The following is a 20,146-nucleotide window of genomic DNA, read 5'->3' as shown; positions in this document are numbered from 1 at the left end:
CCGCGCCGTCAGTCTTCAGTCGCCTGTCGCCGGGGCGGCCGGGCTTGCCGGGCGCGACAGTTCAGCCCGGATCACCCGTTCCAGATGGTCGGTGATCAGAACCTTTTGCGTCATGCCCGCCGCATCTTCGGCAATCGCCCGGTTGCCGCCCGAGGCGGGCAGATCGGCCTTGACCTTGCGCGGCCCGTCGATCAGGGCGCCGGTGCGGGCATCACGCACCGTCAGCAGGAACTCGATCGAATGCACGCCGCCCACGCTGTAGCGGGCCTTTTCGGTCAGGCAGTGGAACCGTTGCACATCGATTTCGGCCACGACACGGGGGCCTTTGGTCATCGGCCGGGTGGCGCGGGTTGCGGCCGCGTCAAAGATCGCCTTGACCTGCGTGTAGCGGTTGCCCGCAGGGTCGCCGCGCCACACGATATCGGCCAGCGGATAAAACAGGTTCGCCTCGGACACGCGCAGGGTGTCGGGCACACGGACCTGAACCGCGCGCACGGCGTAAATTGCGGCCGTGGGGGCGGGCGCGGTGGCCGCGACCGGCGCCGAGCCGTCGGACGACCCCGACATTGGGGCCGGCGCACAGGCCGACAGCGCCAAAGCCATCACGATCAGGCCGGAACCAATACTCTTGCGCATCTTGAACCTCTTGTTCGTATTGTGCCGGGCGGGGCAGTTGACCGGCGTTGCTATGGTTGTGGTTACCTCTTTAGGGGCAAATAATGGCCAAGTCGGGGAATTTTTGCATCCGCGAACGGAATTGATCGGTTAGCGCTAACCGGCTAGGAAGGATCATTCCCGGCCCGAGGTTCCCATGTCCCTGCATCCTGTCATCGCCCGCATTACCGACCGTATCCGTGCCCGTTCGGCGGTGCCACGGGCCGAGTATCTGGCACGCATCCGGGCCGCGGCTGCGGCGGGGCCGGCGCGGGCGCATTTGACCTGCGGCAATCAGGCTCATGCCTATGCCGCCACTGGCGCCGACAAACCCGCGTTGGCGGCGGGGCGGGCGCCCAATCTGGGCATCGTCACCGCTTATAATGACATGCTTTCGGCGCATCAGCCCTATGAGCATTACCCCGAGGTGATCCGTCAGGCGGCGCGCGCGGCAGGCGCTACGGCGCAGGTGGCGGGCGGGGTTCCGGCGATGTGCGACGGGGTCACGCAAGGCCAGCCGGGAATGGAGTTGTCGCTATTCTCGCGCGATGTGATCGCGCTGTCGGCGGGGCTGGCGCTGTCGCACAACACCTTTGATGCGGCGGTGTTTCTGGGGGTCTGCGACAAGATCGTGCCGGGGCTGGTGATGGCGGCGGCGGCCTTTGGCCACCTGCCGGCGGTATTTTTGCCCGCAGGCCCGATGACAAGCGGCCTGCCGAACGATGAAAAGGCCAGGGTGCGTCAGCAATTTGCTACCGGCGCGGTGGATCGTGCGGCGCTCATGCAGGCCGAAATGGCCAGCTATCACGGCCCCGGCACCTGCACTTTTTACGGCACCGCCAACACCAACCAGATGCTGATGGAGGTGATGGGCCTGCATCTGCCGGGGGCCAGCTTTGTCAACCCCGGCACGCCGCTGCGCGCAGCCCTGACGGCGGCCGGTGCGCGCCGGGCCACGGAAATCACCGCGCTGGGCAACGACTATCGCCCCGCCGCCGAAATCCTGGACGAGCGCGCCTTTGTCAACGCGCTGGTCGGCCTGATGGCAACGGGCGGGTCCACCAATCTTGTGCTGCACCTGCCCGCGATGGCGCGGGCGGCGGGGATCGTGCTCGATCTGGAGGATTTCGACACGGTATCCGATGTGGTGCCGCTGATGGCCAAGGTCTATCCCAACGGGTTGGCGGATGTGAACCATTTCCACGCCGCGGGGGGGCTGGGCTTTCTGATCGGGCAGTTGCTGGATGCGGGGTTGCTGCATGACGATGCACGCACGATCATGGCCGAGGGGCTGGCCGCCTATCGGCGCGAGCCGAAGCTGATCGGCGGCGAACTGCTCTGGCAGGAAGGCCCCGCGGCCAGCCTGAACCAGCGTATCCTGCGCCCCGTCGCCGCGCCCTTTGCGCCATCGGGCGGGCTGCGGCAACTGGCGGGCAATCTGGGGCGCGGGGTGATCAAGGTGTCGGCCGTGGCGCCCGAGCGTCAGGCGATCACCGCGCCTGCGCGCATCTTTGCCGATCAGGCCACAGTGAAGGCCGCCTTCCAGCGGGGCGAGTTCACCTCGGATGTGGTGGTGGTGGTGCGGTTTCAGGGGCCGCGGGCCAACGGAATGCCCGAGTTGCATTCGCTGACGCCGGTGCTGGCGGTGTTGCAGGACCGCGGGCTGCGCGTGGCGCTGGTGACCGACGGGCGGATGTCGGGTGCCTCGGGCAAGGTGCCCGCCGCGATTCACGTCAGCCCCGAGGCCGCCGAGGGCGGGCCGCTGGCGCGGTTGCGCGATGGCGATCTGATCTGCCTTGATGCCGGGGCCGGAACGCTGGACTGCCTGACGGCAGGCTTTGCCGACCGCGCGCCGGTGGCGCCCGATCTGGCCGCCAATGCCACGGGCTGCGGACGCGAGTTGTTCGAGGCGTTCCGCCGCAATGTCGGCCCCGCGACCGAGGGCGCGGCGCTGGTGATCTGACGGCGATCTGCTTGCGATCTGTCCGCCGCGCCTCAGCGCAGCCACAGCCCGGCGCGGCGGATCGCGTTGCGCAACGCCTGTTCGCGGCGCGGCAGGGCGGCGCGGTCGAACATCGCGCGGATCTTGCGCCCCTTGCCCTGATAAACCAGCTTGCGAAAAGGCTCATGCTCGCGCAGCAGTTTCTTGACCTTGTTGGGGGCGCAGACCTCTTCCAGCACCGCCACCACCCGGTCGCTTTCGCGCGCGTATAGCAGGGGCAGCGCCCGGTAATGGCAACTGACATCGCCATCCAGCCCCGTCAGGCCCGGCCCCGGCCGCCCGCCGCCAAAGGAGTGGATCACCGGCGGCAGCGCGATCTGGTCCAGCCAGGGGTCAAGGCTCTGGCAGGCCAGTTCTTCGGGCGGGTCGTCGCGGATCGACAGCGCATAGGCCAGGAACCGTTCGCCAAAGGTGCGGGGGCTGCGGTGAAAGAACCATCCCGCGTTGAAATACAGATACCGCTCCCAATGCTCATCGGGCTGCGACAGATCCAGCGAGGTGGCAAATTCCAGCCCGAAACGGTCGTAAAGCGATCTCCAGATCGCCGCGTAGCCGGGGCCATAAAGCGGCGGCTCGGGCCAGGTTCCCTCGCGCCGCATCGAGGCGGCGGGGCGGTCGAAATCGAAGCCGACGCTTGTGATCCGGCCGGTAAACAGCGTGTCGGTATCAAAGAACACAAAGGGCGCATCGGGCAGGGTGCCCAACATCTCGATCTTGTTGCCCTGCGGATAGCTGGCGCCAAAGGCGCGCGCCTCGAACGGCACGATCTGCGCGCCCTGCGCCTCCAGAAAGGCGCGCACCGGGGAGCTGATGCGCGGGTCATCGGGCCAGCGAGGGCCGGGCTGCGGCTCGGCCACGATCAGGCGGCCAGGAAACGCGGGGTTCATCGCGCAAAACGAGGCGGCGAACAGCACCGCCTCGGCCTCTAGCCGACCAGACTGGGCCACGCAGACCACATTGAAGATGTCAGTTGCCATCGGTTCTGTCCCCGGTCCAGCCCTACAGGGGCGCGGGCACAGGCGCAATCGTCGCTCTGTCGCGGCAATCGCAAGGTGTGGCCATGGCGGGCGGCGGCAAGGGATGGGCAGAACCCAACCCTGCCGATCCCTGCCGGCAAAGGCCGCGCGGGCGCTTTTCAAACCCGGCCCTTTGCGCTAGGGCTGCGCGCGACGGAGACCCCAAAGGAGACGGGCCATGAGCGCAGGCAAGAACGGGCTGACCTATGCCGAGGCCGGCGTCGATATCGACGCAGGCAATGCGCTGGTCGAGCGGATCAAACCAGCGGCGAAACGCACCGCCCGGCCCGGCACCCTGTCGGGGCTGGGCGGCTTTGGCGCGCTGTTCGACCTGAAGGCCGCGGGCTACACCGACCCGGTTCTGGTGGCTGCCACCGACGGCGTGGGCACCAAGCTGCGCATCGCCATCGACACCGGCAATGTCGATACGATCGGCATCGACCTTGTCGCCATGTGCGTCAACGATCTGGTCTGCCAGGGGGCCGAGCCGCTGTTTTTCCTTGATTACTTCGCCACCGGCAAGCTTGACGTCGATCAGGCCACCCGCATCATCGAGGGCATCGCGACGGGCTGCGCCCAGTCGGGCTGTGCCCTGATCGGCGGCGAGACGGCCGAGATGCCGGGCATGTATCATGCGGGCGATTTCGACCTTGCGGGCTTTGCCGTGGGCGCGATGGAGCGCGGCGGCGAATTGCCCGCAGGCGTCGTGGCGGGTGATGTGCTGCTGGGGCTGGCCTCGTCGGGGGTGCATTCCAACGGCTACAGCCTGGTGCGCAAGGTCGTCGAGCGGTCCGGGCTGGGCTGGGACGCGCCCGCGCCCTTCGGGCCGGGCACGCTGGGCGCAGAGTTGCTGGCTCCGACGCGGCTTTACGTCAAACCCGTGCTGGCGGCTCTGCGGGCAGGGGGCTTGCATGCCGCGGCCCACATCACCGGCGGCGGTATCACCGAAAACCTGCCGCGCGTGCTGCCCGAGGGGCTGGGGGTCGAAATCGACCTTGATGCCTGGGGCCTGCCGCCGGTGTTCGGTTGGCTGGCCCAAACCGCGGGCATCGCCGAGGCCGAGATGCTGAAAACCTTCAATTCGGGCATCGGCATGATCCTGGCGGTCGCCGCCGACCGGGCCGAAGACCTGACCGGGGTGTTGGAAGGCATGGGCGAAACCGTCGCGCGGCTGGGCCATGTGCAGCCGGGGCCGGGGGTCAGCTACCGGGGCCGGCTGGCGTGAAACGCGTCGTCATCCTGATTTCGGGCGGCGGGTCGAACATGGTCCGTCTCGTCGAAAGCATGACCGGCGATCACCCCGCCCGCGCGGTGCTGGTGGTATCAAATGATGCCACGGCTGCCGGGCTTGACCGGGCCGCGCTACTGGGTGTGCCCACGGCGGCCATCGACCATCGCCCCCATGGCCGTGATCGCGCCGCCTTCGAGGCCGAACTGCTCAAGCCGATCCTTGCGGCAGAGCCTGACATTCTTTGCCTGGCCGGGTTCATGCGGGTGCTGACCCCCGCCTTTGTGGAACGCTTCGCGGGGCGGATGCTGAACATCCACCCCTCGCTTTTGCCGAAATATCCGGGCCTGCACACCCATGCCCGCGCGATCGCGGCGGGGGATGGCGAGGCCGGCTGCACTGTGCACGAGGTGACACCGGTGCTGGATGATGGCCCGATCCTGGGACAGGCGCGTGTCCCGGTGCTGCCGGATGACACGCCCGAAACGCTGGCCGCTCGTGTGCTGACGCGTGAGCATCTGCTTTATCCCGCTGTTCTGCGCCGGTTCGCTGAAGGTAACCGCAGCCCCCTGATGATCTGACCTTGCGCCCGGTGGCGGCTGCGGAAGCCTCCGGCGGGGATATTTGGGCCAAGATGAAGGAGCGGGTTTTCATCTTGGTAAAAATATCCCCCGCGGAGCGTTCTGCCCGCACCACGAGGCGCGGCGCCGCAAGGTCAGAACCCGTCGCCGCCGCCCTGCCAGGCCTTGGCCAGGTTGCCAAACCGCGTGAATCGGCCCTCGAATGAAAGTTCGACCGAGCCGATGGGGCCATGGCGCTGCTTGCCGATGATCACTTCGGCCTTGCCGTGCACCTGTTCCATGATCGCCTGCCACTGGGCCATCTTGTCCAGTTCGTGGTCTGCGGGCTTTTCGCGTTCCTTGTAGTATTCATCGCGGTAGACGAACATGACAACGTCGGCATCCTGCTCGATCGAGCCGGATTCGCGCAGGTCCGACAGTTGCGGTCGCTTGTCCTCGCGCGATTCGACCTGCCGACTCAGCTGCGACAGCGCCACGACCGGGATGTTCAACTCCTTGGCGATGGCTTTCAGCCCTTGGGTAATCTCCGACACTTCGTTTACCCGGTTCTCTCCGCGCCCGGTGCCTTTGACCAGTTGCAGATAGTCCACCATCAACACGTCAAGCCCATGCGTGCGTTTCAGGCGCCGGGCGCGAGCGGCCAACTGGCTGATCGGAAGGGCGGGCGTGTCGTCGATATAAAGGGGGCAGGATTCCAGCGCCTTGGCGGCCTCGACAAAGCGGCGAAATTCGGTCTCGGTCATGTCGCCGCGGCGGATCTGTTCGCTGGGCACCTCGGAGGCCTCAGACAGAATCCGTGCCGCCAGCTGCTCGGCGCTCATTTCCAGCGAGTAAAATCCCACCACGCCGCCATCGACAGCGCCTTCGGTGCCGTCGGGCAGGCGGCCGCGCTTGTAGGCCTTGGCGATGTTGAAGGCGATGTTGGTGGCAAGCGAGGTTTTCCCCATCGAGGGCCGCCCGGCAAGGATCAGCAAGTCCGAGGGGTGCAGCCCCCCCAGCTTCTTGTCCAGATCGACCAGCCCGGTTGAAATACCCGCAAGGCCCCCGTCGCGCTGATAGGCGGCGTTGGCCACGTTGACGGCATCGGTCACGGCCTTCAGGAACGACACAAAGCCGCGCTCGGCGTGGCCCTGTTCGCCCAGCTTGTAGAGCGCCTGTTCGGCGGCCACGATCTGTTCGCGCGGGTCGTCATGCACCGCGACCTGGCCCGCGCGGGCGGCTACATCCTGCCCCAGCCGGATCAATTCGCGCCGCACGGCAAGGTCATAGATCATCTGGGCATAATCGCGCGCCGCATAGGCCGAAATCGCCGCTCCGGCAAGACGGGCGAGATAGGCCGGACCGCCCAGTTCCTTCAGTCCGGCGTCGTCTTCGAGATAGGCTTTCAGCGTGACCGGGCTTGCCAGTGCGTTCTTCTGGATGCGCGCCACCGCCACCTCGAAGATGCGCTGGTGGACCGGCTCGAAGAAATGATCTGCGCGCAGAATCGCGGCGATCCGGTCATAGATCTCGTTGTTGGTCAGGATCGCGCCCAGAAGCTGCTGCTCGGCCTCGATATTATGCGGCAGCGCCTCGGGGGTGGCGGGTTCCGCCGCGTCGCGCAACGCCCTGACGTCGTTCATGCCTGGCCTCCAGTCTTCAGACCGGCTTTGTGCCCGATCATGCGTCCTGGTGCAAACTGGGAAAAACTGTGGATAACACCCCTGCGAGCGGCGGTCTTGGTCTGGATGTGGTACGCCCAGTGCTGCATCCTACCAGATGTTTGCAACCGCGTCGATGTTGGGCGAGAAATGGGTCGGTTTTGCACAAATTGCCCCCCGATCATCCACAGCCTTATCCCCTGAAATCGTCAGCCCTTGCGCGCGTCCTGCCATGCGCGCGGGGTGGTCAGGAACGCCTCGACCTCGGTCAGCGTCTCGGGGCTGAAGCTGCCTTGCGCGCGCGCCTCGGTCAGCACGTCCCACCAGGTGCAGAGGTGATGCAATTGCACACCGTGCGCGTCCAGCCGGTCGGTCGTTTCGGGGAAGATGCCATAGTAGAAAATCACCGCAGTATGGCCGCAAGTGGCGCCTGTCTCGCGGATCGCATCGACGAAGGACAGTTTCGAGCCACCGTCGGTGGTCAGGTCTTCGACCAGAAGTACCCGCTCCCCCTCGGTCATCACGCCCTCGATGCGGGCGTTGCGACCGTAGCCTTTGGGCTTCTTGCGCACATAGGTCATCGGCAGTGCCAGCCGTTCGGCCACCATCGCCGCAAAGGGGATGCCCGCAGTCTCGCCGCCCGCGATATTGTCGAAGGCCTCGAAACCCGCCTCACGCATCACCGTGACGGCGAGGAAATCCATCAGCGTTGAACGAATGCGCGGATAGCTGATCAGTTTGCGGCAGTCGATATAGGTTGGCGAGGGCAGCCCCGAGGCCAGCGTGAACGGCGTTTCGGCGTTGAAATGCACCGCCTTGACTTCCAGAAGCATCCGCGCCGTCAGCCGGGCGATTTCCTCTTTGGGCGGGTAGGTCGAGGGGATCATGGACACTCCTTATGCGGCGCGGTTTCATCTTGGTCTAAATATCCCCGCCGGAGGCTTCCACGGCTGGGCCGGGAGCCTCCGGCGGGGATATTTTCACCAAGCTGAAAGATCAGTCGCGCACATGCCAGTAGACCGGAAAACCGGGGTTGAAGACGGTGACGGGGCCTGCGCCTGTGGCGATCTTTTCGGGCCAGGCGGCCGGTTCGGGCAGCTTTTGCAAGGTGATCCGGGCCGCGTTCGGGGGCAGGCGGTAAAAGGCCGGGCCGTTCAGGCTGGCAAATGCCTCCAGCCGGTCGAGCGCGCCCTGTTCGTCGAAAACATGGGCCAGCAGTTGCAGCGTGTTGGTTGCGGTAAAGCAGCCCGCGCAGCCGCAGGCATGTTCCTTCAGCGCATCAATATGGGGGGCGCTGTCGGTGCCGAGGAAAAACCGCGCCTCGCCCGAGGTGGCGGCTTCGCGAAGGGCAAGGCGGTGTTCCTCGCGCTTGGCAACGGGGAGGCAATAGTAATGCGGCTTGATCCCGCCCACGAGGATGTGGTTGCGGTTGAGGATCAGGTGGTGGGTGGTGATCGTGGCCGCCAGATCGGATCCGCCCGCGCGGGCATAGGCCACGCCCTGTTTTGTGGTGATATGTTCCATCACCACCCGCAGCCCCGCTGTTGCCTGCCGGATCGGGTCAAGCACTGTGTCGATGAACACCGCCTCGCGGTCGAAGATGTCCACCTCGGGCGTCGTCACCTCGCCATGCACGCAAAGCGGCAGGCCGATCTCGGCCATCGTTTCGAGCACGCCGCGCACCTTGTCGAAGTCGCGCACGCCCGAGTTTGAATTGGTGGTGGCGCCTGCGGGATAGAGCTTGACCGCATGAACCAGCCCCTCGGCCGCGGCGGCGGCAACATCGGCGGGATCGGTGGTTTCGGTCAGATAGAGCGTCATCAGCGGCGTGAAATCGGCACCTTTGGGCCGCGCGGCCAGAATGCGGTCGCGGTAGGCGCGGGCGTCGGCTGCGGTGACGACCGGCGGCACGAGGTTCGGCATGATGATGGCGCGGGCGAAATGGCGGGTGCTTTCGGGCAGGATGCCCGCCAGCATGGCGCCATCGCGCAGGTGCAGGTGCCAGTCGTCGGGGCGGCGGATCGCAAGGGTCTGGGTCATGCATTCTCCCCTAGCCGATTGCGCGCCGCGTTTCCAGCGCGCAATCGGGCGCAGCGGGGTTCAGAACCGGCGGTTCAGGCCCAGCCGGAGGCTGTGGAATTCTGGCGTCGCCTCGGTGCTGTTCACGCCGTCGCTGACGGTGGTGCGGCCAAAGTTCTGGTAGCTGATCTCGCCGCGCAGCGTCCAGTCACCGCCCGCCAGCGCCTGTTCATAGCCCAGCCCGTAGGTATAGCCCCAGTCGTTGCCGGAATGGTCGATCGCCACCGGCGCCCCGGCCGAGTCGGTGCCGGTCACGCGATAATCAAGCGCGCCGAGGGTCAGGCCGGACATGCCATAGATCAGCCCGTTGCCCATGGCATAGCCCAGGCGCAGGCGCAGGCTGGCGCTGCGGTCGACGTGCGATTCGCCCCTGAGGTCGGCGTTGCGCAGGCTATCGCGCACCCGGCCCGCCTGCAGGTCGGCCTCGATCCCCCAGACCAGATCCCCGAATTGCCGGTTCCAGCCGATCTGCACCCCGGCCTGCGTGCCGTTCAGTTCCAGCTTGCCCGGCGTATCGCCCGACGGGCGCAGCCGCACGCTGTCATCCGACAGGAAGGCGGTGCCCAACGACAGGCCGACATAGCGGCCTGACCAGTCGTTGGGCTGACGGTCTTGTGCCATGGCGGGGCTGGCCAGACCAAGGGCGGCGATCAGGGCGGCGGTTTGCGGGTGAAAACGGGTCATCGGAAATCTCTCGGGTTGAATGGGCCAGATAGTGCTGCCAGCGCGGGCGCGGCGCGAGACGAATCATGCAGGGCGCGGCCCGAGTGTGCCGCCGGCGCCGCTGTGCGGCAAGCTGGCGACCTTATAAGATTTGCGACAAAAACGGGCATATGTGCCTTTTATATGTGCGGGCCTCCTGTTGCGCGGCGGCGCTGCGGGCGGCGGCGGGGGGTGACCGTGGTCTGCCCCGGTTCGGGCTGCAAGGCTGATGCCATGTTGGATCACCCCTCCTTCGCCCCGATGCAGCGCGTCCAAGGCCGGGCGGCGGTGGCGCTTGTGCCGGGGGCAGGGCGGCCGCGGATCGGCGGGCTGGCGCAGTCAGGCTCGGCTAAGGTATTTTTGCCCGCCGTCCATTCCGCGGTGCCCGAAGTGGTGTTTCTGAACACCGCAGGCGGGCTGACGGGGGGGGATCGTTTCACTTGTCGCGTCGATCTGGGGGCGGGGCTGCGCGCTGTGGCCACGACCCAGACGGCCGAACGTGGCTATGCCAGCGCGGGCGGGCAGGCCGAGGTGGCGGTGACACTCAGCCTTGGCGCGGGGGCCGAATTGCACTGGCTGCCGCAGGAAACGATCCTGTTTCAGGGCGCGTCACTGGCCCGCCGCACGCGGGCCGACCTGACGCCCGGCGCGCGGCTGGTGCTGGCGGAAATGGTGGTGCTGGGCCGCGCCGCGATGGGTGAAACGCTGGAGAGCGCCGCCTTTTCCGACCGGCGCGAGGTCTGGTCGTCGGGGCGCCCGGTCTGGGTCGATCCGTTGGTGCTGGGGGCGAGGGCGCTCGCGCCGCGGCCCGCCTTGCTCGCGGGCGCGCGGGCTTTTGCGACGTTGGCGCTGATCGGGCCGGGGGCCGAGGATGCGGCGGGGGCGCTGCGCGCTGCGCTGCCCGATACCGTTACGGGCGCCGTGTCGGGCTGGGATGGCAAATGCCTTGCCCGGCTGACCGCGCCCGATGCGCTGCCGCTGAAACGCGCGGTGGCAACGCTTCTTTCCATCTTGCGGCAGGGCGCCCCCCTGCCGCGCGTCTGGCAGATCTGAGGAGCCCATGAACCTGACCCCACGCGAAAAGGACAAGCTGCTGATCAGCCTTGCCGCCATGGTTGCCCGCGGGCGGCTGGAGCGTGGCGTCAAGCTGAACCACCCCGAGGCGATCGCGCTGATCACCGATTTTGTTGTCGAAGGCGCCCGCGCGGGGCGCAGCGTTGCCGACCTGATGGAGGCCGGGGCGCAGGTGATCCGCGCCGAAGACTGCATGACGGGGATCGCAGAGATGATCCCCGAGGTGCAGGTCGAAGCCACCTTTCCCGACGGCACCAAGCTTGTCACCGTTCACCACCCGATCCGTTGAGGTAAGCCCATGAAGAAAATTGCATTGGCCCTGATGTTCGTGCCCACGGCGGCACTGGCCCACACCGGGCATGATACCGGCAGCTTGATGGCTGGGATCGGCCATCCGCTGGGCGGGTTTGATCATGTTCTGGCGATGGTGGCGGTGGGGCTTTGGGCGGCGCAGGCGGGGGGGCGGGCGCTGTGGGCCGCGCCGCTGACCTTTGTCGGTGCGATGTTGGCGGGCGGGGCGCTGGGCATGGCGGGGCTGCCGTTTGCGGGGGTGGAGCCGATGATTCTGGCCTCGATCGTGGTGATCGGGCTGGCGGTGGCCGCCGCGGCGCGGCTGCCGCTGGGGGCGGCACTGGCGGTGCTGGCGGCGTTCGGGATGGCGCATGGTCATGCCCACGGGGCCGAGGGGCCGGGGGCTGGGCTGGCGCTTTATGCCGTCGGCTTCGCGCTGGCCACTGCGGCGCTGCACGGCGCAGGTATCGGGTTGGGCCTAGTGACGGGCACGCTGGCGGGCCGGGCGCTGGGCGCCGCCGCCGCGGCGGCGGGCGTGGCACTGGCCGTGGCGGGGTAGAGATATGATTCCGGGTGAAATCATGCCCTTGCCGGGCGATATTGAGATGAACGCGGGCCGCCCGGTGCGGCACCTGATGGTGGCCAATACCGGCGACCGCCCGATCCAGGTGGGCAGCCACTACCATTTCGCCGAAACCAATGCAGGATTGGCCTTTGACCGCGCTGCGGCGCGCGGGATGCGGCTTGATATTGCCGCAGGCACCGCGGTCCGGTTCGAGCCGGGCCAGACCCGCGAGGTGGCGCTGGTGCCCCTTGCCGGCGCGCGGCGCGTGTTCGGCTTCAACGGTCATGTGATGGGGGATCTCTGATGCCCGCCCGGATTTCCCGCGCCACCTATGCCGACATGTTCGGCCCAACCACTGGCGACCGGCTGCGGCTGGCCGATACCGATCTGATCATCGAGGTGGAGCGCGACTTCACCACCTATGGCGACGAGGTGAAATTCGGCGGCGGCAAGGTGATCCGCGATGGCATGGGCCAAAGCCAGATGACCCGCGCCGCGGGCGCGATGGATACCGTCATCACCAACGCGCTGGTCGTCGATCACTGGGGCATCGTGAAGGCCGATGTGGGGCTGCGCGACGGCCGTATCGCCGCGATCGGCAAGGCGGGCAACCCCGACACGCAGGCGGGCGTCACCATGGTGATCGGACCTGGAACCGAGATCATCGCGGGCGAGGGGCGCATCCTGACCGCAGGGGGGATGGATGCGCATATCCATTTCATCTGCCCGCAGCAGATCGACGATGCGCTGCACTCGGGCCTGACCACGATGCTGGGTGGCGGCACCGGGCCTGCGCATGGCACGCTGGCCACCACCTGCACGCCGGGTCCGTGGCACATCGGGCGGATGTTGCAGGCCGCCGATGCCTTTCCGATCAATCTGGCCTTCGCGGGCAAGGGCAACGCCAGCCTTCCCGCGGCGCTGGAGGAACAGGTCCGCGCCGGGGCCTGCGCGCTGAAACTGCACGAAGACTGGGGCACCACCCCCGCCGCCATCGACTGCTGCCTGACGGTGGCTGATGCCTGGGATGTGCAGGTGATGATCCACACCGACACGCTGAACGAATCGGGTTTTGTCGAAAACACGCTGGCCGCGATCAAGGGCCGCACGATCCACGCCTTTCATACTGAAGGCGCGGGCGGTGGCCATGCGCCCGACATCATCCGCGTCGTTTCCAGCCCGAACGTGATCCCCAGTTCCACCAACCCGACGATGCCCTACACGGTGAACACGCTGGAAGAGCATCTGGATATGCTGATGGTCTGCCACCACCTCGACAAGCGCGTGCCCGAGGATGTGGCCTTTGCCGAAAGCCGTATCCGACGCGAAACCATCGCCGCCGAGGATATTTTGCACGACATGGGCGCGTTCTCGATCCTGTCGTCGGACAGTCAGGCGATGGGCCGGGTCGGCGAGGTCATCACCCGCACCTGGCAGACGGCGCACAAGATGAAGCTGCAACGCGGCAGGCTGGCCGACGAGACCGGCGACAACGACAACGCGCGGGTGAAACGCTACATCGCCAAATACACGATCAACCCCGCCATCGCGCACGGGCTGTCGCGCCACATCGGCAGCATCGAGGTGGGCAAGCGCGCTGATCTGGTGCTGTGGCACCCGGCATTCTTCGGGGCCAAGCCCGATATGGTGCTGCTGGGCGGCTCGATCGTGGTGGCACAGATGGGTGATCCGAACGCCTCGATCCCGACGCCGCAGCCGGTGTATTCGCGGCCCATGTTCGCGGCTTTCGGGCGCAGCCGTGAGGCTTCGGCGGTGGTCTTTGTCTCGGCCGCGGCCGAGGCCGAAGGGGTGCGCGGCCGGCTGGGGCTGGCCAAGCAGACCGTGGCCGTCGAACACACCCGCGGTATCGGCAAGGCCGACATGATCCACAACGCCGCGATGCCGCAGATCGAGGTGAACCCCGAAACCTACGAGGTGCGGGCCGATGGCGAATTGCTGACCTGCGAACCCGCCACGGAACTGCCGCTGGCGCAGCGGTATTTCCTGTATTAGGCGGGCTTTGGCCGAAGCTGCGGGCGGGGGCTTGCGGATTTTCGCGCCGCTCCGCAGCATGGCCAAAAACAACGGAGAGCAGCATGAAACAGGCCCTTCCCTTTGCCATGATCCTGGCACTTGGCGCGTGCAGCGATCCTGGATTTCGCGGCGTGCCCGAGGTTCAGGCGGTCGATCAATCTGCCGTCGCGGGCTGCACCCTGGTTGCCAATGTCTCCATGAAACCCGGCGTCTATGGCCCGGTTCTGGCCGAGCAAGGTGTGAAATACGCCCGCAACAAGATCATGGAAGATGCGCGCGCGGCAGGTGCCAACCGTGTGGTGTTTGACCCGGTGCAGCCCGGCGTCGAGGTCTATGAGCTGCGCGCGACCGCCTGGCGCTGCTGAATGCTGCGCTGCAGCGTGATCATGCCTGCCATGCGCCGGGCGGGGTGGGTAAGACAGTAATTCTGACTTATATTGCCTTTCGGGAGGACACCATACCTTCATGGAGGGTTCCAATGGCTGTCATGGCTACCAACGCCCGGCGCGAGGCGCGCCTGCTGAAAGGGCTTGATGACTACTTCACGTCGCTGGGCCAGGGCATCAACGCCTATGTCGAACGGCAATCGCGCGTGCAGGAAATTGACCGGCTGAATGCGATGTCGGATGAAGAGTTGCTTAAACTGGGCATCCGGCGCGAACGGATCGCGCAGCACGTCTTTCGCGACCGCTTCGTGTTCTGATCCGGGCTTGCGGGGGCAGTCGGCGCAGCCGATACTGCCCCCCGGCGCCCCATCGGCGCCGGAAGGAGCATGACCCGTGACCCATATTCCCCACACCCATGACGTGCTGCGCGCAGGCCAGTGGCAGGGCGCATCCGACCTTGTGACGCTTGGATACGAGGACCGTTTCCTGCGCCGCAAACGGCTGGAAACCGCGGGCGGGCAGGCGTTTCTGGTCGATCTGGCGGAAACCGTCAGCCTGAACCATGGCGATGCGTTCCGTCTGCCCGATGGCCAGATCATCGAGGTGATCGCCGCCGAGGAAGACCTGATCGCCGTGGTGGGCGATCTGCCGCGGCTGGCATGGCACATCGGCAACCGCCACACGCCATGCCAGATCGAATCTGATCGTCTGGTGATCGCCCGCGATCGGGTGCTGGAGCGGATGCTGGAAGGGCTGGGCGCCAGCCTGACCCCGGTGCAGGAACCGTTTACCCCCGAGGGCGGCGCCTATGGTCACGGCCGCACGATGGGCCACGACCACGACCATGGGCACGACACCCATGGCAAGCGCCATGTCCACCACCATGTCGCGCATCTGCACACCGCCGACGAGGATGACCTCGACGAACCCGACGTGCCCGCCTCGAACGCATGACGGCCCCGAACGTATGACGGCGGCGCTGATGCAACTGGTGCAATGGCTCTCGCCGGCCTTTCCGGTGGGCGGGTTTGCCTATTCGCACGGGCTGGAATGGGCAATTGCCCAGGGCGGGCTGGCGGGGGCCGAGGCGATCGGCGACTGGATCGGCGATGTGATCGGGCAAGGCTCGGGCCGGGTCGATGCCTGCCTGCTGGCCGCCAGCCTGCGCCCCGGTGCCGACCATGCGGCGCTGGCGGGCCTTGCCCGCGCGCTGGCCGCCGCGCGGGAACGCGCGGTGGAAACCGAAGATCAGGGCCGCGCCTTCACCGATCTGACCAACACCCTGACCGGCACAGCCCATCCGCCCGCGCCGCTGCCGGTGGCGGTGGGCCGGGCGGTGGCGGCGCTGGGCCTGCCGGCCGAACAGGTGGTCGCGCTCTATCTGCAGACATTCGCGGGCAATCTGGTGCAGGTCGCGGTGCGCTTTGCCCCCCTGGGCCAGACCGAGGGGCAGCGGATGCTGGCGGGCCTTCAGCCGCTGATCCTGCGGGTCGCAGCCGAGGCGGTGGCTGACCCTGACGCGATCGGTTCGGCGGCCTTTGGCGCCGATATGGCGGCGATGGCACATGAAGTCATGGAAGTTCGTATTTACAAGACATGACAATGTATTGCGTGACAAACCTTGCAAAGGACTTGAGCAAATGAAAAGCCCCAATGGCCCGCTGCGCGTGGGCATCGGTGGCCCGGTCGGCGCCGGCAAGACGACGCTGACGGCCCAGTTGTGCCGCGCCATGGCGCAGGAATTTTCGGTCGCGGTGATCACCAACGACATCTACACCCGCGAAGATGCCGAATTTCTGATGCGCGCGCAGGTGCTGCCCGCAGACCGTATCCGCGGCGTGGAAACCGGCGGTTGCCCACATACCGCGATCCGCGAGGATGCCTCGATCAACCTTGCCGCCGTGGCCGATCTGACCGCGGCCTTCCCCGATCTGGACGTGGTCTTCATCGAATCGGGCGGTGACAATCTGGCCGCCACCTTCAGCCCGGAACTGGCCGATGTGTCGCTGTATGTCATCGACACCGCCGCCGGGCAGGACATTCCGCGCAAGAAGGGGCCGGGGGTCACGCGGTCGGATCTGCTGATCGTCAACAAGACCGATCTGGCCCCCCATGTAGGCGTTGACCCGGTGCTGCTGGAGGCCGATACGCGCGCGGCCCGCGGCCCCCGGCCCTTTGTGATGGCCAGCCTGCGGCAGGGCAAAGGCGTGGCCGAGGTGGTGGCATTCCTGCGCGCGGCGGGCGGGCTTTAGCTGCGGGCGACAGGCAGGCTGCGGCCCTGCGCGGCCAGCTCCTGCTCCAGCTGGATCAGTCGATAGCGAAAGCGCCTGTCGTTCAGCCGTCTGGCGGCGTGGCGGCACAAAAGCGCGTTCAGAAGCGGGCGGCGCGCCTCGTCCAGCCGCGCCATCAGCCCGCTCAGATAGGGAACCGAGTTTCGGCGTGCACGGTAAAGCCGCCAGAACGCAGCCGGTTCTAGCCGCCCCTCAAGCGCCAGCCGCAGCATCGGGTCCAGCACGCCCATGTCGCGCAGCGCCGCCTCGATCCCGTTGCCGAGGTTGGGGCAGGGCAGCAGTGTCACGAAAGGGCGCCGGAAAAGTGCCGCATGCATCGCATCCAGCCGTTGTTCGGGGTCAAAGATCACCATGCCATCGCCCGCGCCTTCGATCATGTCGGGGGCAAAGCCGTAGCGGTCGGTGAACGATAGCCGACGCATCCGACGAAAGCGGCCATCCCAGCCCGCCACGCGCGGGTCGAGCGTGGCCTGCGGCTGCACCGCAATCACCATCGCACCGGGGGCGGCCACCGAATAGGCCGCCGCCGCATAGCCCGCCATGCCCGCACCATAGAACACCACGCGGTCGAAATCCTCGAAGAAGGCATCCTCGATCAGCCGGTCGAAATAGGCGAAAACCGCCGGGTCACGAAACCATGTGGCACCCGAGGCGATCAGCGTCAGGCACGACCAGCCGTTGGGCTGGGCCACGGCCAATGCGTGCGGCAACCCGCCATTGGCGCCAATGGCGGCCGCGGTTTCAAAACTGACCAGCAGCACCGGCCCATCATCGGCAAAAAACGCCGCATGGCGCTGCCCCAGCGGCGCGAAATAGCCCAGGTCATCGCCCGTTGAGACCAACGCCTCGGGCCAGGCCGCAACCTCGGGGTCGGGATGTCCGGTTGCTGTGGCCGTGTCGAAGCGCATCATCCCTCCGTTGTCATCCACCATTCGAGCAGATGGCAGACTTCACTCTAACATCCTAGCGACACGTCCAAAATGGGCGCGCGGAATGGCTTTTTCATGGCGTGTTGCGGTTTGCGCGCCAATCTGGGGCCCCGGCGGGATTGTCACTTTGCAGGCCGCGATCCCTGCCGCGCCTCGGCCTGCGCCCAGGCTGCCAACTGCCGAATCGTCGGGCCGGGCAACGGCTGGCTGGGCGGCGTCATCAGCAGGCGCCCGAACAAGGCGCGAAACGCCTCGGTCAGCATCAGCGCCTCGAATCGTGCCTGCCGCCAGGCTACGGCGCGGTCATGCAGCGCGGCCAACACAGGATCGGCCCGCAGTTCGGCCCGGATCGCAGCCGTCTGCGGGGCCAGTGCGGCAATGCTGCTGTCGTCCTCGGAGCAGAAATTCCGCTCCACCCAATAGGACATGTCGAAGGTCGAAGCCTCGCGATTGGCCCGCCCGCGGTCGCATTTCAGCACATAGCTGTGCATCGCGCCCAAGGGATAATGGTTCAGTTGCACCAGCCGCTGACAATTCTGCCCCAAGGGCGTGAACAGCCGCTGGCGATGATACAGCGGCGGCAATTCGCGCCCCGATCCGTCGAACCAGCGTTGACCGTGCAGGCGCGCCGGGTCGGGCTGGCGCGGGCGATGCACGCCAAGCCGGGCATAGCTGCCGTCGTTGCGAAACAGCGTCTTGAACAGCGAGGCCCGCCACGGCCAGATCAACCCACGGGGGGCTGCGCGGGTGAACTGCTCGGGGATCGGACGATCCACATATTCGACCACGCCGCAATTGCCGAACAGCCGCCACGTCAGCGGGATCGCGGTCGCCTCGGGCAGGGCCGCCCGCAGCGCGGTCAGGCTGTGGTCGCCTGCGTGGATGGTCACGAATTCGTCGATGTCGAGCACCAGCACCCAATCTGCCGCGGCCTTGGCCGGGTGCCGGTCGGCGGCCTTCAGCGCGGCCCATTGTGGCCCGCGTGCGAACGGCCCGCTCTGCGCCACATGGGTCAGCCCGCCGAACTGCGCCAGCCGGTCGAGCATTTCGGCGGTGCCATCGGTGCAATCGTTCGAGAACACCAGAAAATCGGTGAACCCCACGGCCCGATGATGCGCCAGCCAGTCCAGCAGGAAGGCGCCTTCGTTTCGCACTGTGGTGATGGCAAGGCTGCGCATGGCCCAGATGTGCACCGCCCGCGCAGGCCGGGCAAGGGGCGGCGTGCGGGGATGGCTGCTACTTTGTCGCAGGTTGCGATCACGCAAACTTGACCTAGGTCAAAGTTGGCCCCCGGCTCGAGGCGTATTCCGAACAAGACGGACCTCGGTTCTCCCTGACACGCGGCTCTCCCGCCGCAAGGGGTCCGCCCCGGGCAGACGCTCTCCCTCGTCTGACCAATAATGCGCTGCGGGCCTCCCTCCCGCAGCGCTTTTATTTTTTCCCCCCTCACATCGCCCATAGGACGCTTGGCTGCGACAAAATATCCGGTAATGTGAATGTGAGCATATGACCTGAGGGAGGTGTCAGATGTCACTGTCGTGGAAATTGGGCGGGCTTTTGCTGGGGGTGGTGTTTTTCGCCGCTGTCCTGCTGGTCAAGCCGATCGGGGTCTCGACCCAGTTCGTGGTGCTGGACGGCATCATCTGGGACATGATCAACCCCGATATCATCGTCGATGGCCCCGAGGGGCCGAGCTCGCCCAACAGCTATCTGGCGAAAGAGGCCAAAGATATCGCCAACCCGCTGAACTACAACTTCCTGTTCGTCATCGCGATGATGATCGGGGCAGGGGTGTCATCCTATCTGCGAAAGGGCGTTGCCCCGCACGAAGCCAACCTGCCCGAATTGTGGGAGGCGAACTATGGCCGCAGCGTGATCAAACGCTTTGCGGTGGCTTTCGCAGGCGGCTTTATCGTGCTGTTCGGCGCGCGGCTGGCGGGAGGCTGCACCTCGGGTCACATGATGTCGGGGATGAGCCAGACAGCGCTGTCGGGCTATGTATTTGCGCTCGGGGCCTTTTTGGCGGCCATCCCGGTGGCGCGTGCAATGTACAAGCTGGGGGATTGAGCGATGCAGATCATTCTTGCACTTCTGATCGGCGGCGCCTTTGGCATGGTGCTGGACCGGGTGGGCGCCACCAACCCCAGCGTTCTGGGCCGGATGCTCGCGCTGCGCAGCCTTGGCCTTATGAAGGCGATTTTGCTGGCGATCGGGGTTGCCTCGGTGCTGACCTTTGGCGGCCAGATGCTGGGTTTGGTCGATGTCGGCCATATGTCGGTCAAGGCCACCTATGCGGGGGTGTTCGTGGGCGGGCTGTTGCTGGGCGCGGGCTGGGCGATGTCAGGCTATTGCCCCGGCACCGGGGTTTGCGCGGCGGCCTCGGGGCGGCGCGATGCCATCGTTTATGCGCTGGGCGGGCTTTTGGGCGCGCTGGCCTACACGCTGTCACATGATGCGATCAAGGCCACGGGGCTGCTGGCAAATCTCGCTGGCGGCAAGGTCACGCTGGGCAAGGTTCCCGGCACGAATTACGAATCGCTGTTTCCGGCGCTGCCGGGCGATGTGCTGGGCATCTCGCTGGGGGCGGTGTTCATCGTCGTGGCCTTTGTGATCCCTGAACAGATCGCACCCAAGGACCGCGTCGGCGTCCACGCCCCGTTCTGAACCCGCTGTG

23 protein-coding genes are annotated in these 20,146 nt (G+C 66.6%); 15 read left to right on the top strand and 8 right to left on the bottom strand.

Annotated elements, in window-relative coordinates; translation table 11 throughout:
- Nucleotides 1-15: 15 nt before the first annotated feature.
- A complete protein-coding gene (locus C5F46_RS09400) occupies nucleotides 16-636 on the bottom strand; it encodes a DUF6778 family protein (RefSeq protein WP_133618344.1) in 621 nt (206 codons plus the stop codon).
- A 175-nt stretch (nucleotides 637-811) separates the two neighbouring features.
- Here C5F46_RS09400 and edd point away from each other — a divergent pair, with 175 nt between their 5' ends.
- Nucleotides 812-2,617, top strand: a complete 1,806-nt coding sequence (gene edd, locus C5F46_RS09390) for a phosphogluconate dehydratase (protein ID WP_107325101.1) — start codon at nucleotides 812-814, stop codon at nucleotides 2,615-2,617.
- 32 nt (nucleotides 2,618-2,649) lie between these two features.
- On the opposite strand, the gene C5F46_RS09385 is transcribed toward edd, so the two are convergent.
- Nucleotides 2,650-3,633, bottom strand: coding sequence for a hypothetical protein (locus tag C5F46_RS09385; protein ID WP_107325100.1), 984 nt, complete (start codon nucleotides 3,631-3,633; stop codon nucleotides 2,650-2,652).
- Nucleotides 3,634-3,850: 217 nt separating this feature from the next.
- Between C5F46_RS09385 and purM the strand changes: the two genes are divergently transcribed.
- Together purM and purN are read left to right on the top strand one after the other, a co-directional pair.
- Nucleotides 3,851-4,897, top strand: a complete 1,047-nt coding sequence (gene purM / locus C5F46_RS09380; protein WP_107325099.1) for a phosphoribosylformylglycinamidine cyclo-ligase — start codon at nucleotides 3,851-3,853, stop codon at nucleotides 4,895-4,897.
- Nucleotides 4,894-5,481 (top strand): phosphoribosylglycinamide formyltransferase, encoded by a 588-nt coding sequence (gene purN / locus C5F46_RS09375; RefSeq protein WP_107325098.1) that lies wholly within the window; start codon nucleotides 4,894-4,896, stop codon nucleotides 5,479-5,481. The genes purM and purN overlap by 4 nt, the downstream gene beginning before the upstream one ends.
- Nucleotides 5,482-5,615: 134 nt before the next feature.
- On the opposite strand, the gene C5F46_RS09370 is transcribed toward purN, so the two are convergent.
- The 4 genes from C5F46_RS09370 to C5F46_RS09355 form a co-directional block, all read right to left on the bottom strand.
- Nucleotides 5,616-7,103 (bottom strand): replicative DNA helicase, encoded by a 1,488-nt coding sequence (locus tag C5F46_RS09370; RefSeq protein WP_107325097.1) that lies wholly within the window; start codon nucleotides 7,101-7,103, stop codon nucleotides 5,616-5,618.
- 227 nt (nucleotides 7,104-7,330) lie between these two features.
- Complete coding sequence (locus C5F46_RS09365) at nucleotides 7,331-8,008, bottom strand: orotate phosphoribosyltransferase (protein WP_107325096.1); 678 nt, start codon at nucleotides 8,006-8,008, stop codon at nucleotides 7,331-7,333.
- 109 nt (nucleotides 8,009-8,117) lie between these two features.
- On the bottom strand, nucleotides 8,118-9,161 hold the full coding sequence (gene pyrC / locus C5F46_RS09360; protein ID WP_107325095.1) for a dihydroorotase: 1,044 nt from the start codon (nucleotides 9,159-9,161) through the stop codon (nucleotides 8,118-8,120).
- A gap of 60 nt (nucleotides 9,162-9,221) precedes the next feature.
- A complete protein-coding gene (locus C5F46_RS09355; RefSeq protein ID WP_107325094.1) occupies nucleotides 9,222-9,884 on the bottom strand; it encodes an outer membrane protein in 663 nt (220 codons plus the stop codon).
- A 252-nt stretch (nucleotides 9,885-10,136) separates the two neighbouring features.
- Between C5F46_RS09355 and C5F46_RS09350 the strand changes: the two genes are divergently transcribed.
- The 10 genes from C5F46_RS09350 (at nucleotide 10,137) to ureG (ending at nucleotide 16,504) form a co-directional block, all read left to right on the top strand.
- On the top strand, nucleotides 10,137-10,955 hold the full coding sequence (locus tag C5F46_RS09350) for an urease accessory protein UreD (RefSeq protein ID WP_107325116.1): 819 nt from the start codon (nucleotides 10,137-10,139) through the stop codon (nucleotides 10,953-10,955).
- Between the two features lie 7 nt (nucleotides 10,956-10,962).
- The gene (locus C5F46_RS09345) at nucleotides 10,963-11,265 is read left to right on the top strand and encodes an urease subunit gamma (protein ID WP_107325093.1); all 303 of its coding nucleotides are present in this window, start codon (nucleotides 10,963-10,965) and stop codon (nucleotides 11,263-11,265) included.
- Nucleotides 11,266-11,274: 9 nt separating this feature from the next.
- On the top strand, nucleotides 11,275-11,826 hold the full coding sequence (locus tag C5F46_RS09340; RefSeq protein ID WP_107325092.1) for a HupE/UreJ family protein: 552 nt from the start codon (nucleotides 11,275-11,277) through the stop codon (nucleotides 11,824-11,826).
- 4 nt (nucleotides 11,827-11,830) lie between these two features.
- Complete coding sequence (locus tag C5F46_RS09335; protein WP_107325091.1) at nucleotides 11,831-12,136, top strand: urease subunit beta; 306 nt, start codon at nucleotides 11,831-11,833, stop codon at nucleotides 12,134-12,136.
- Entirely contained in the window at nucleotides 12,136-13,845 is a 1,710-nt protein-coding gene (gene ureC / locus C5F46_RS09330; protein WP_107325090.1) for an urease subunit alpha, read from the top strand. Before C5F46_RS09335 ends, ureC begins: the two co-directional genes overlap by 1 nt.
- 83 nt (nucleotides 13,846-13,928) lie before the next feature.
- Entirely contained in the window at nucleotides 13,929-14,231 is a 303-nt protein-coding gene (locus C5F46_RS09325; protein WP_107325089.1) for a hypothetical protein, read from the top strand.
- Nucleotides 14,232-14,344: 113 nt separating this feature from the next.
- The gene (locus tag C5F46_RS09320) at nucleotides 14,345-14,569 is read left to right on the top strand and encodes a hypothetical protein (protein ID WP_107325088.1); all 225 of its coding nucleotides are present in this window, start codon (nucleotides 14,345-14,347) and stop codon (nucleotides 14,567-14,569) included.
- 76 nt (nucleotides 14,570-14,645) lie between these two features.
- Nucleotides 14,646-15,206, top strand: a complete 561-nt coding sequence (gene ureE / locus C5F46_RS09315; protein ID WP_107325087.1) for an urease accessory protein UreE — start codon at nucleotides 14,646-14,648, stop codon at nucleotides 15,204-15,206.
- A 13-nt stretch (nucleotides 15,207-15,219) separates the two neighbouring features.
- On the top strand, nucleotides 15,220-15,852 hold the full coding sequence (locus tag C5F46_RS09310) for an urease accessory protein UreF (RefSeq protein WP_107325086.1): 633 nt from the start codon (nucleotides 15,220-15,222) through the stop codon (nucleotides 15,850-15,852).
- 40 nt (nucleotides 15,853-15,892) lie between these two features.
- A complete protein-coding gene (gene ureG / locus C5F46_RS09305) occupies nucleotides 15,893-16,504 on the top strand; it encodes an urease accessory protein UreG (RefSeq protein ID WP_107325085.1) in 612 nt (203 codons plus the stop codon).
- Here the strand turns inward: ureG and C5F46_RS09300 are convergent.
- Nucleotides 16,501-17,451, bottom strand: a complete 951-nt coding sequence (locus tag C5F46_RS09300; protein WP_133618345.1) for a phosphoadenosine phosphosulfate reductase — start codon at nucleotides 17,449-17,451, stop codon at nucleotides 16,501-16,503. The two genes, ureG and C5F46_RS09300, sit on opposite strands and share 4 nt — an antisense overlap.
- Before the next feature lie 143 nt (nucleotides 17,452-17,594).
- Nucleotides 17,595-18,650: a glycosyltransferase family 2 protein gene (locus C5F46_RS09295; RefSeq protein ID WP_107325083.1), complete on the bottom strand. Its 1,056-nt coding sequence runs from the start codon at nucleotides 18,648-18,650 to the stop codon at nucleotides 17,595-17,597.
- Between the two features lie 349 nt (nucleotides 18,651-18,999).
- On the opposite strand from C5F46_RS09295, the gene C5F46_RS09290 reads away from it, so the two are divergent.
- Together C5F46_RS09290 and C5F46_RS09285 are read left to right on the top strand one after the other, a co-directional pair.
- Complete coding sequence (locus tag C5F46_RS09290) at nucleotides 19,000-19,539, top strand: YeeE/YedE thiosulfate transporter family protein (protein WP_107325082.1); 540 nt, start codon at nucleotides 19,000-19,002, stop codon at nucleotides 19,537-19,539.
- Nucleotides 19,540-19,542: 3 nt separating this feature from the next.
- Nucleotides 19,543-20,136, top strand: coding sequence for a YeeE/YedE thiosulfate transporter family protein (locus C5F46_RS09285; RefSeq protein WP_107325081.1), 594 nt, complete (start codon nucleotides 19,543-19,545; stop codon nucleotides 20,134-20,136).
- The last annotated feature ends 10 nt before the right edge of the window (nucleotides 20,137-20,146 follow it).

The sequence above is a fragment of the Phaeovulum veldkampii DSM 11550 genome (assembly GCF_003034995.1).
GTDB classification, from domain to species: Bacteria; Pseudomonadota; Alphaproteobacteria; order Rhodobacterales; family Rhodobacteraceae; genus Phaeovulum; species Phaeovulum veldkampii.
The sequence above is the reverse complement of the archived record's forward strand: the minus strand, read 5'-3'. Positions and strand labels throughout refer to the sequence as shown.

What these genes read in the sequence shown, in the direction of transcription:
- edd (WP_107325101.1), top strand. Translation starts at nt 812, where the DNA reads ATGTCCCTGCATCCTGTCATCGCCCGCATTACCGACCGTATCCGTGCC.
- C5F46_RS09310 (WP_107325086.1), top strand. Translation starts at nt 15,220, where the DNA reads ATGACGGCGGCGCTGATGCAACTGGTGCAATGGCTCTCGCCGGCCTTT.
- C5F46_RS09345 (WP_107325093.1), top strand. Translation starts at nt 10,963, where the DNA reads ATGAACCTGACCCCACGCGAAAAGGACAAGCTGCTGATCAGCCTTGCC.
- C5F46_RS09340 (WP_107325092.1), top strand. Translation starts at nt 11,275, where the DNA reads ATGAAGAAAATTGCATTGGCCCTGATGTTCGTGCCCACGGCGGCACTG.
- ureC (WP_107325090.1), top strand. Translation starts at nt 12,136, where the DNA reads ATGCCCGCCCGGATTTCCCGCGCCACCTATGCCGACATGTTCGGCCCA.
- pyrC (WP_107325095.1), bottom strand. Translation starts at nt 9,161, where the DNA reads ATGACCCAGACCCTTGCGATCCGCCGCCCCGACGACTGGCACCTGCAC.
- C5F46_RS09355 (WP_107325094.1), bottom strand. Translation starts at nt 9,884, where the DNA reads ATGACCCGTTTTCACCCGCAAACCGCCGCCCTGATCGCCGCCCTTGGT.
- C5F46_RS09400 (WP_133618344.1), bottom strand. Translation starts at nt 636, where the DNA reads ATGCGCAAGAGTATTGGTTCCGGCCTGATCGTGATGGCTTTGGCGCTG.
- ureG (WP_107325085.1), top strand. Translation starts at nt 15,893, where the DNA reads ATGAAAAGCCCCAATGGCCCGCTGCGCGTGGGCATCGGTGGCCCGGTC.
- C5F46_RS09365 (WP_107325096.1), bottom strand. Translation starts at nt 8,008, where the DNA reads ATGATCCCCTCGACCTACCCGCCCAAAGAGGAAATCGCCCGGCTGACG.
- C5F46_RS09300 (WP_133618345.1), bottom strand. Translation starts at nt 17,451, where the DNA reads ATGCGCTTCGACACGGCCACAGCAACCGGACATCCCGACCCCGAGGTT.
- C5F46_RS09320 (WP_107325088.1), top strand. Translation starts at nt 14,345, where the DNA reads ATGGCTGTCATGGCTACCAACGCCCGGCGCGAGGCGCGCCTGCTGAAA.
- C5F46_RS09350 (WP_107325116.1), top strand. Translation starts at nt 10,137, where the DNA reads ATGTTGGATCACCCCTCCTTCGCCCCGATGCAGCGCGTCCAAGGCCGG.
- C5F46_RS09295 (WP_107325083.1), bottom strand. Translation starts at nt 18,650, where the DNA reads ATGCGCAGCCTTGCCATCACCACAGTGCGAAACGAAGGCGCCTTCCTG.
- C5F46_RS09285 (WP_107325081.1), top strand. Translation starts at nt 19,543, where the DNA reads ATGCAGATCATTCTTGCACTTCTGATCGGCGGCGCCTTTGGCATGGTG.
- C5F46_RS09290 (WP_107325082.1), top strand. Translation starts at nt 19,000, where the DNA reads ATGTCACTGTCGTGGAAATTGGGCGGGCTTTTGCTGGGGGTGGTGTTT.
- C5F46_RS09385 (WP_107325100.1), bottom strand. Translation starts at nt 3,633, where the DNA reads ATGGCAACTGACATCTTCAATGTGGTCTGCGTGGCCCAGTCTGGTCGG.
- C5F46_RS09325 (WP_107325089.1), top strand. Translation starts at nt 13,929, where the DNA reads ATGAAACAGGCCCTTCCCTTTGCCATGATCCTGGCACTTGGCGCGTGC.
- C5F46_RS09335 (WP_107325091.1), top strand. Translation starts at nt 11,831, where the DNA reads ATGATTCCGGGTGAAATCATGCCCTTGCCGGGCGATATTGAGATGAAC.
- C5F46_RS09370 (WP_107325097.1), bottom strand. Translation starts at nt 7,103, where the DNA reads ATGAACGACGTCAGGGCGTTGCGCGACGCGGCGGAACCCGCCACCCCC.
- purM (WP_107325099.1), top strand. Translation starts at nt 3,851, where the DNA reads ATGAGCGCAGGCAAGAACGGGCTGACCTATGCCGAGGCCGGCGTCGAT.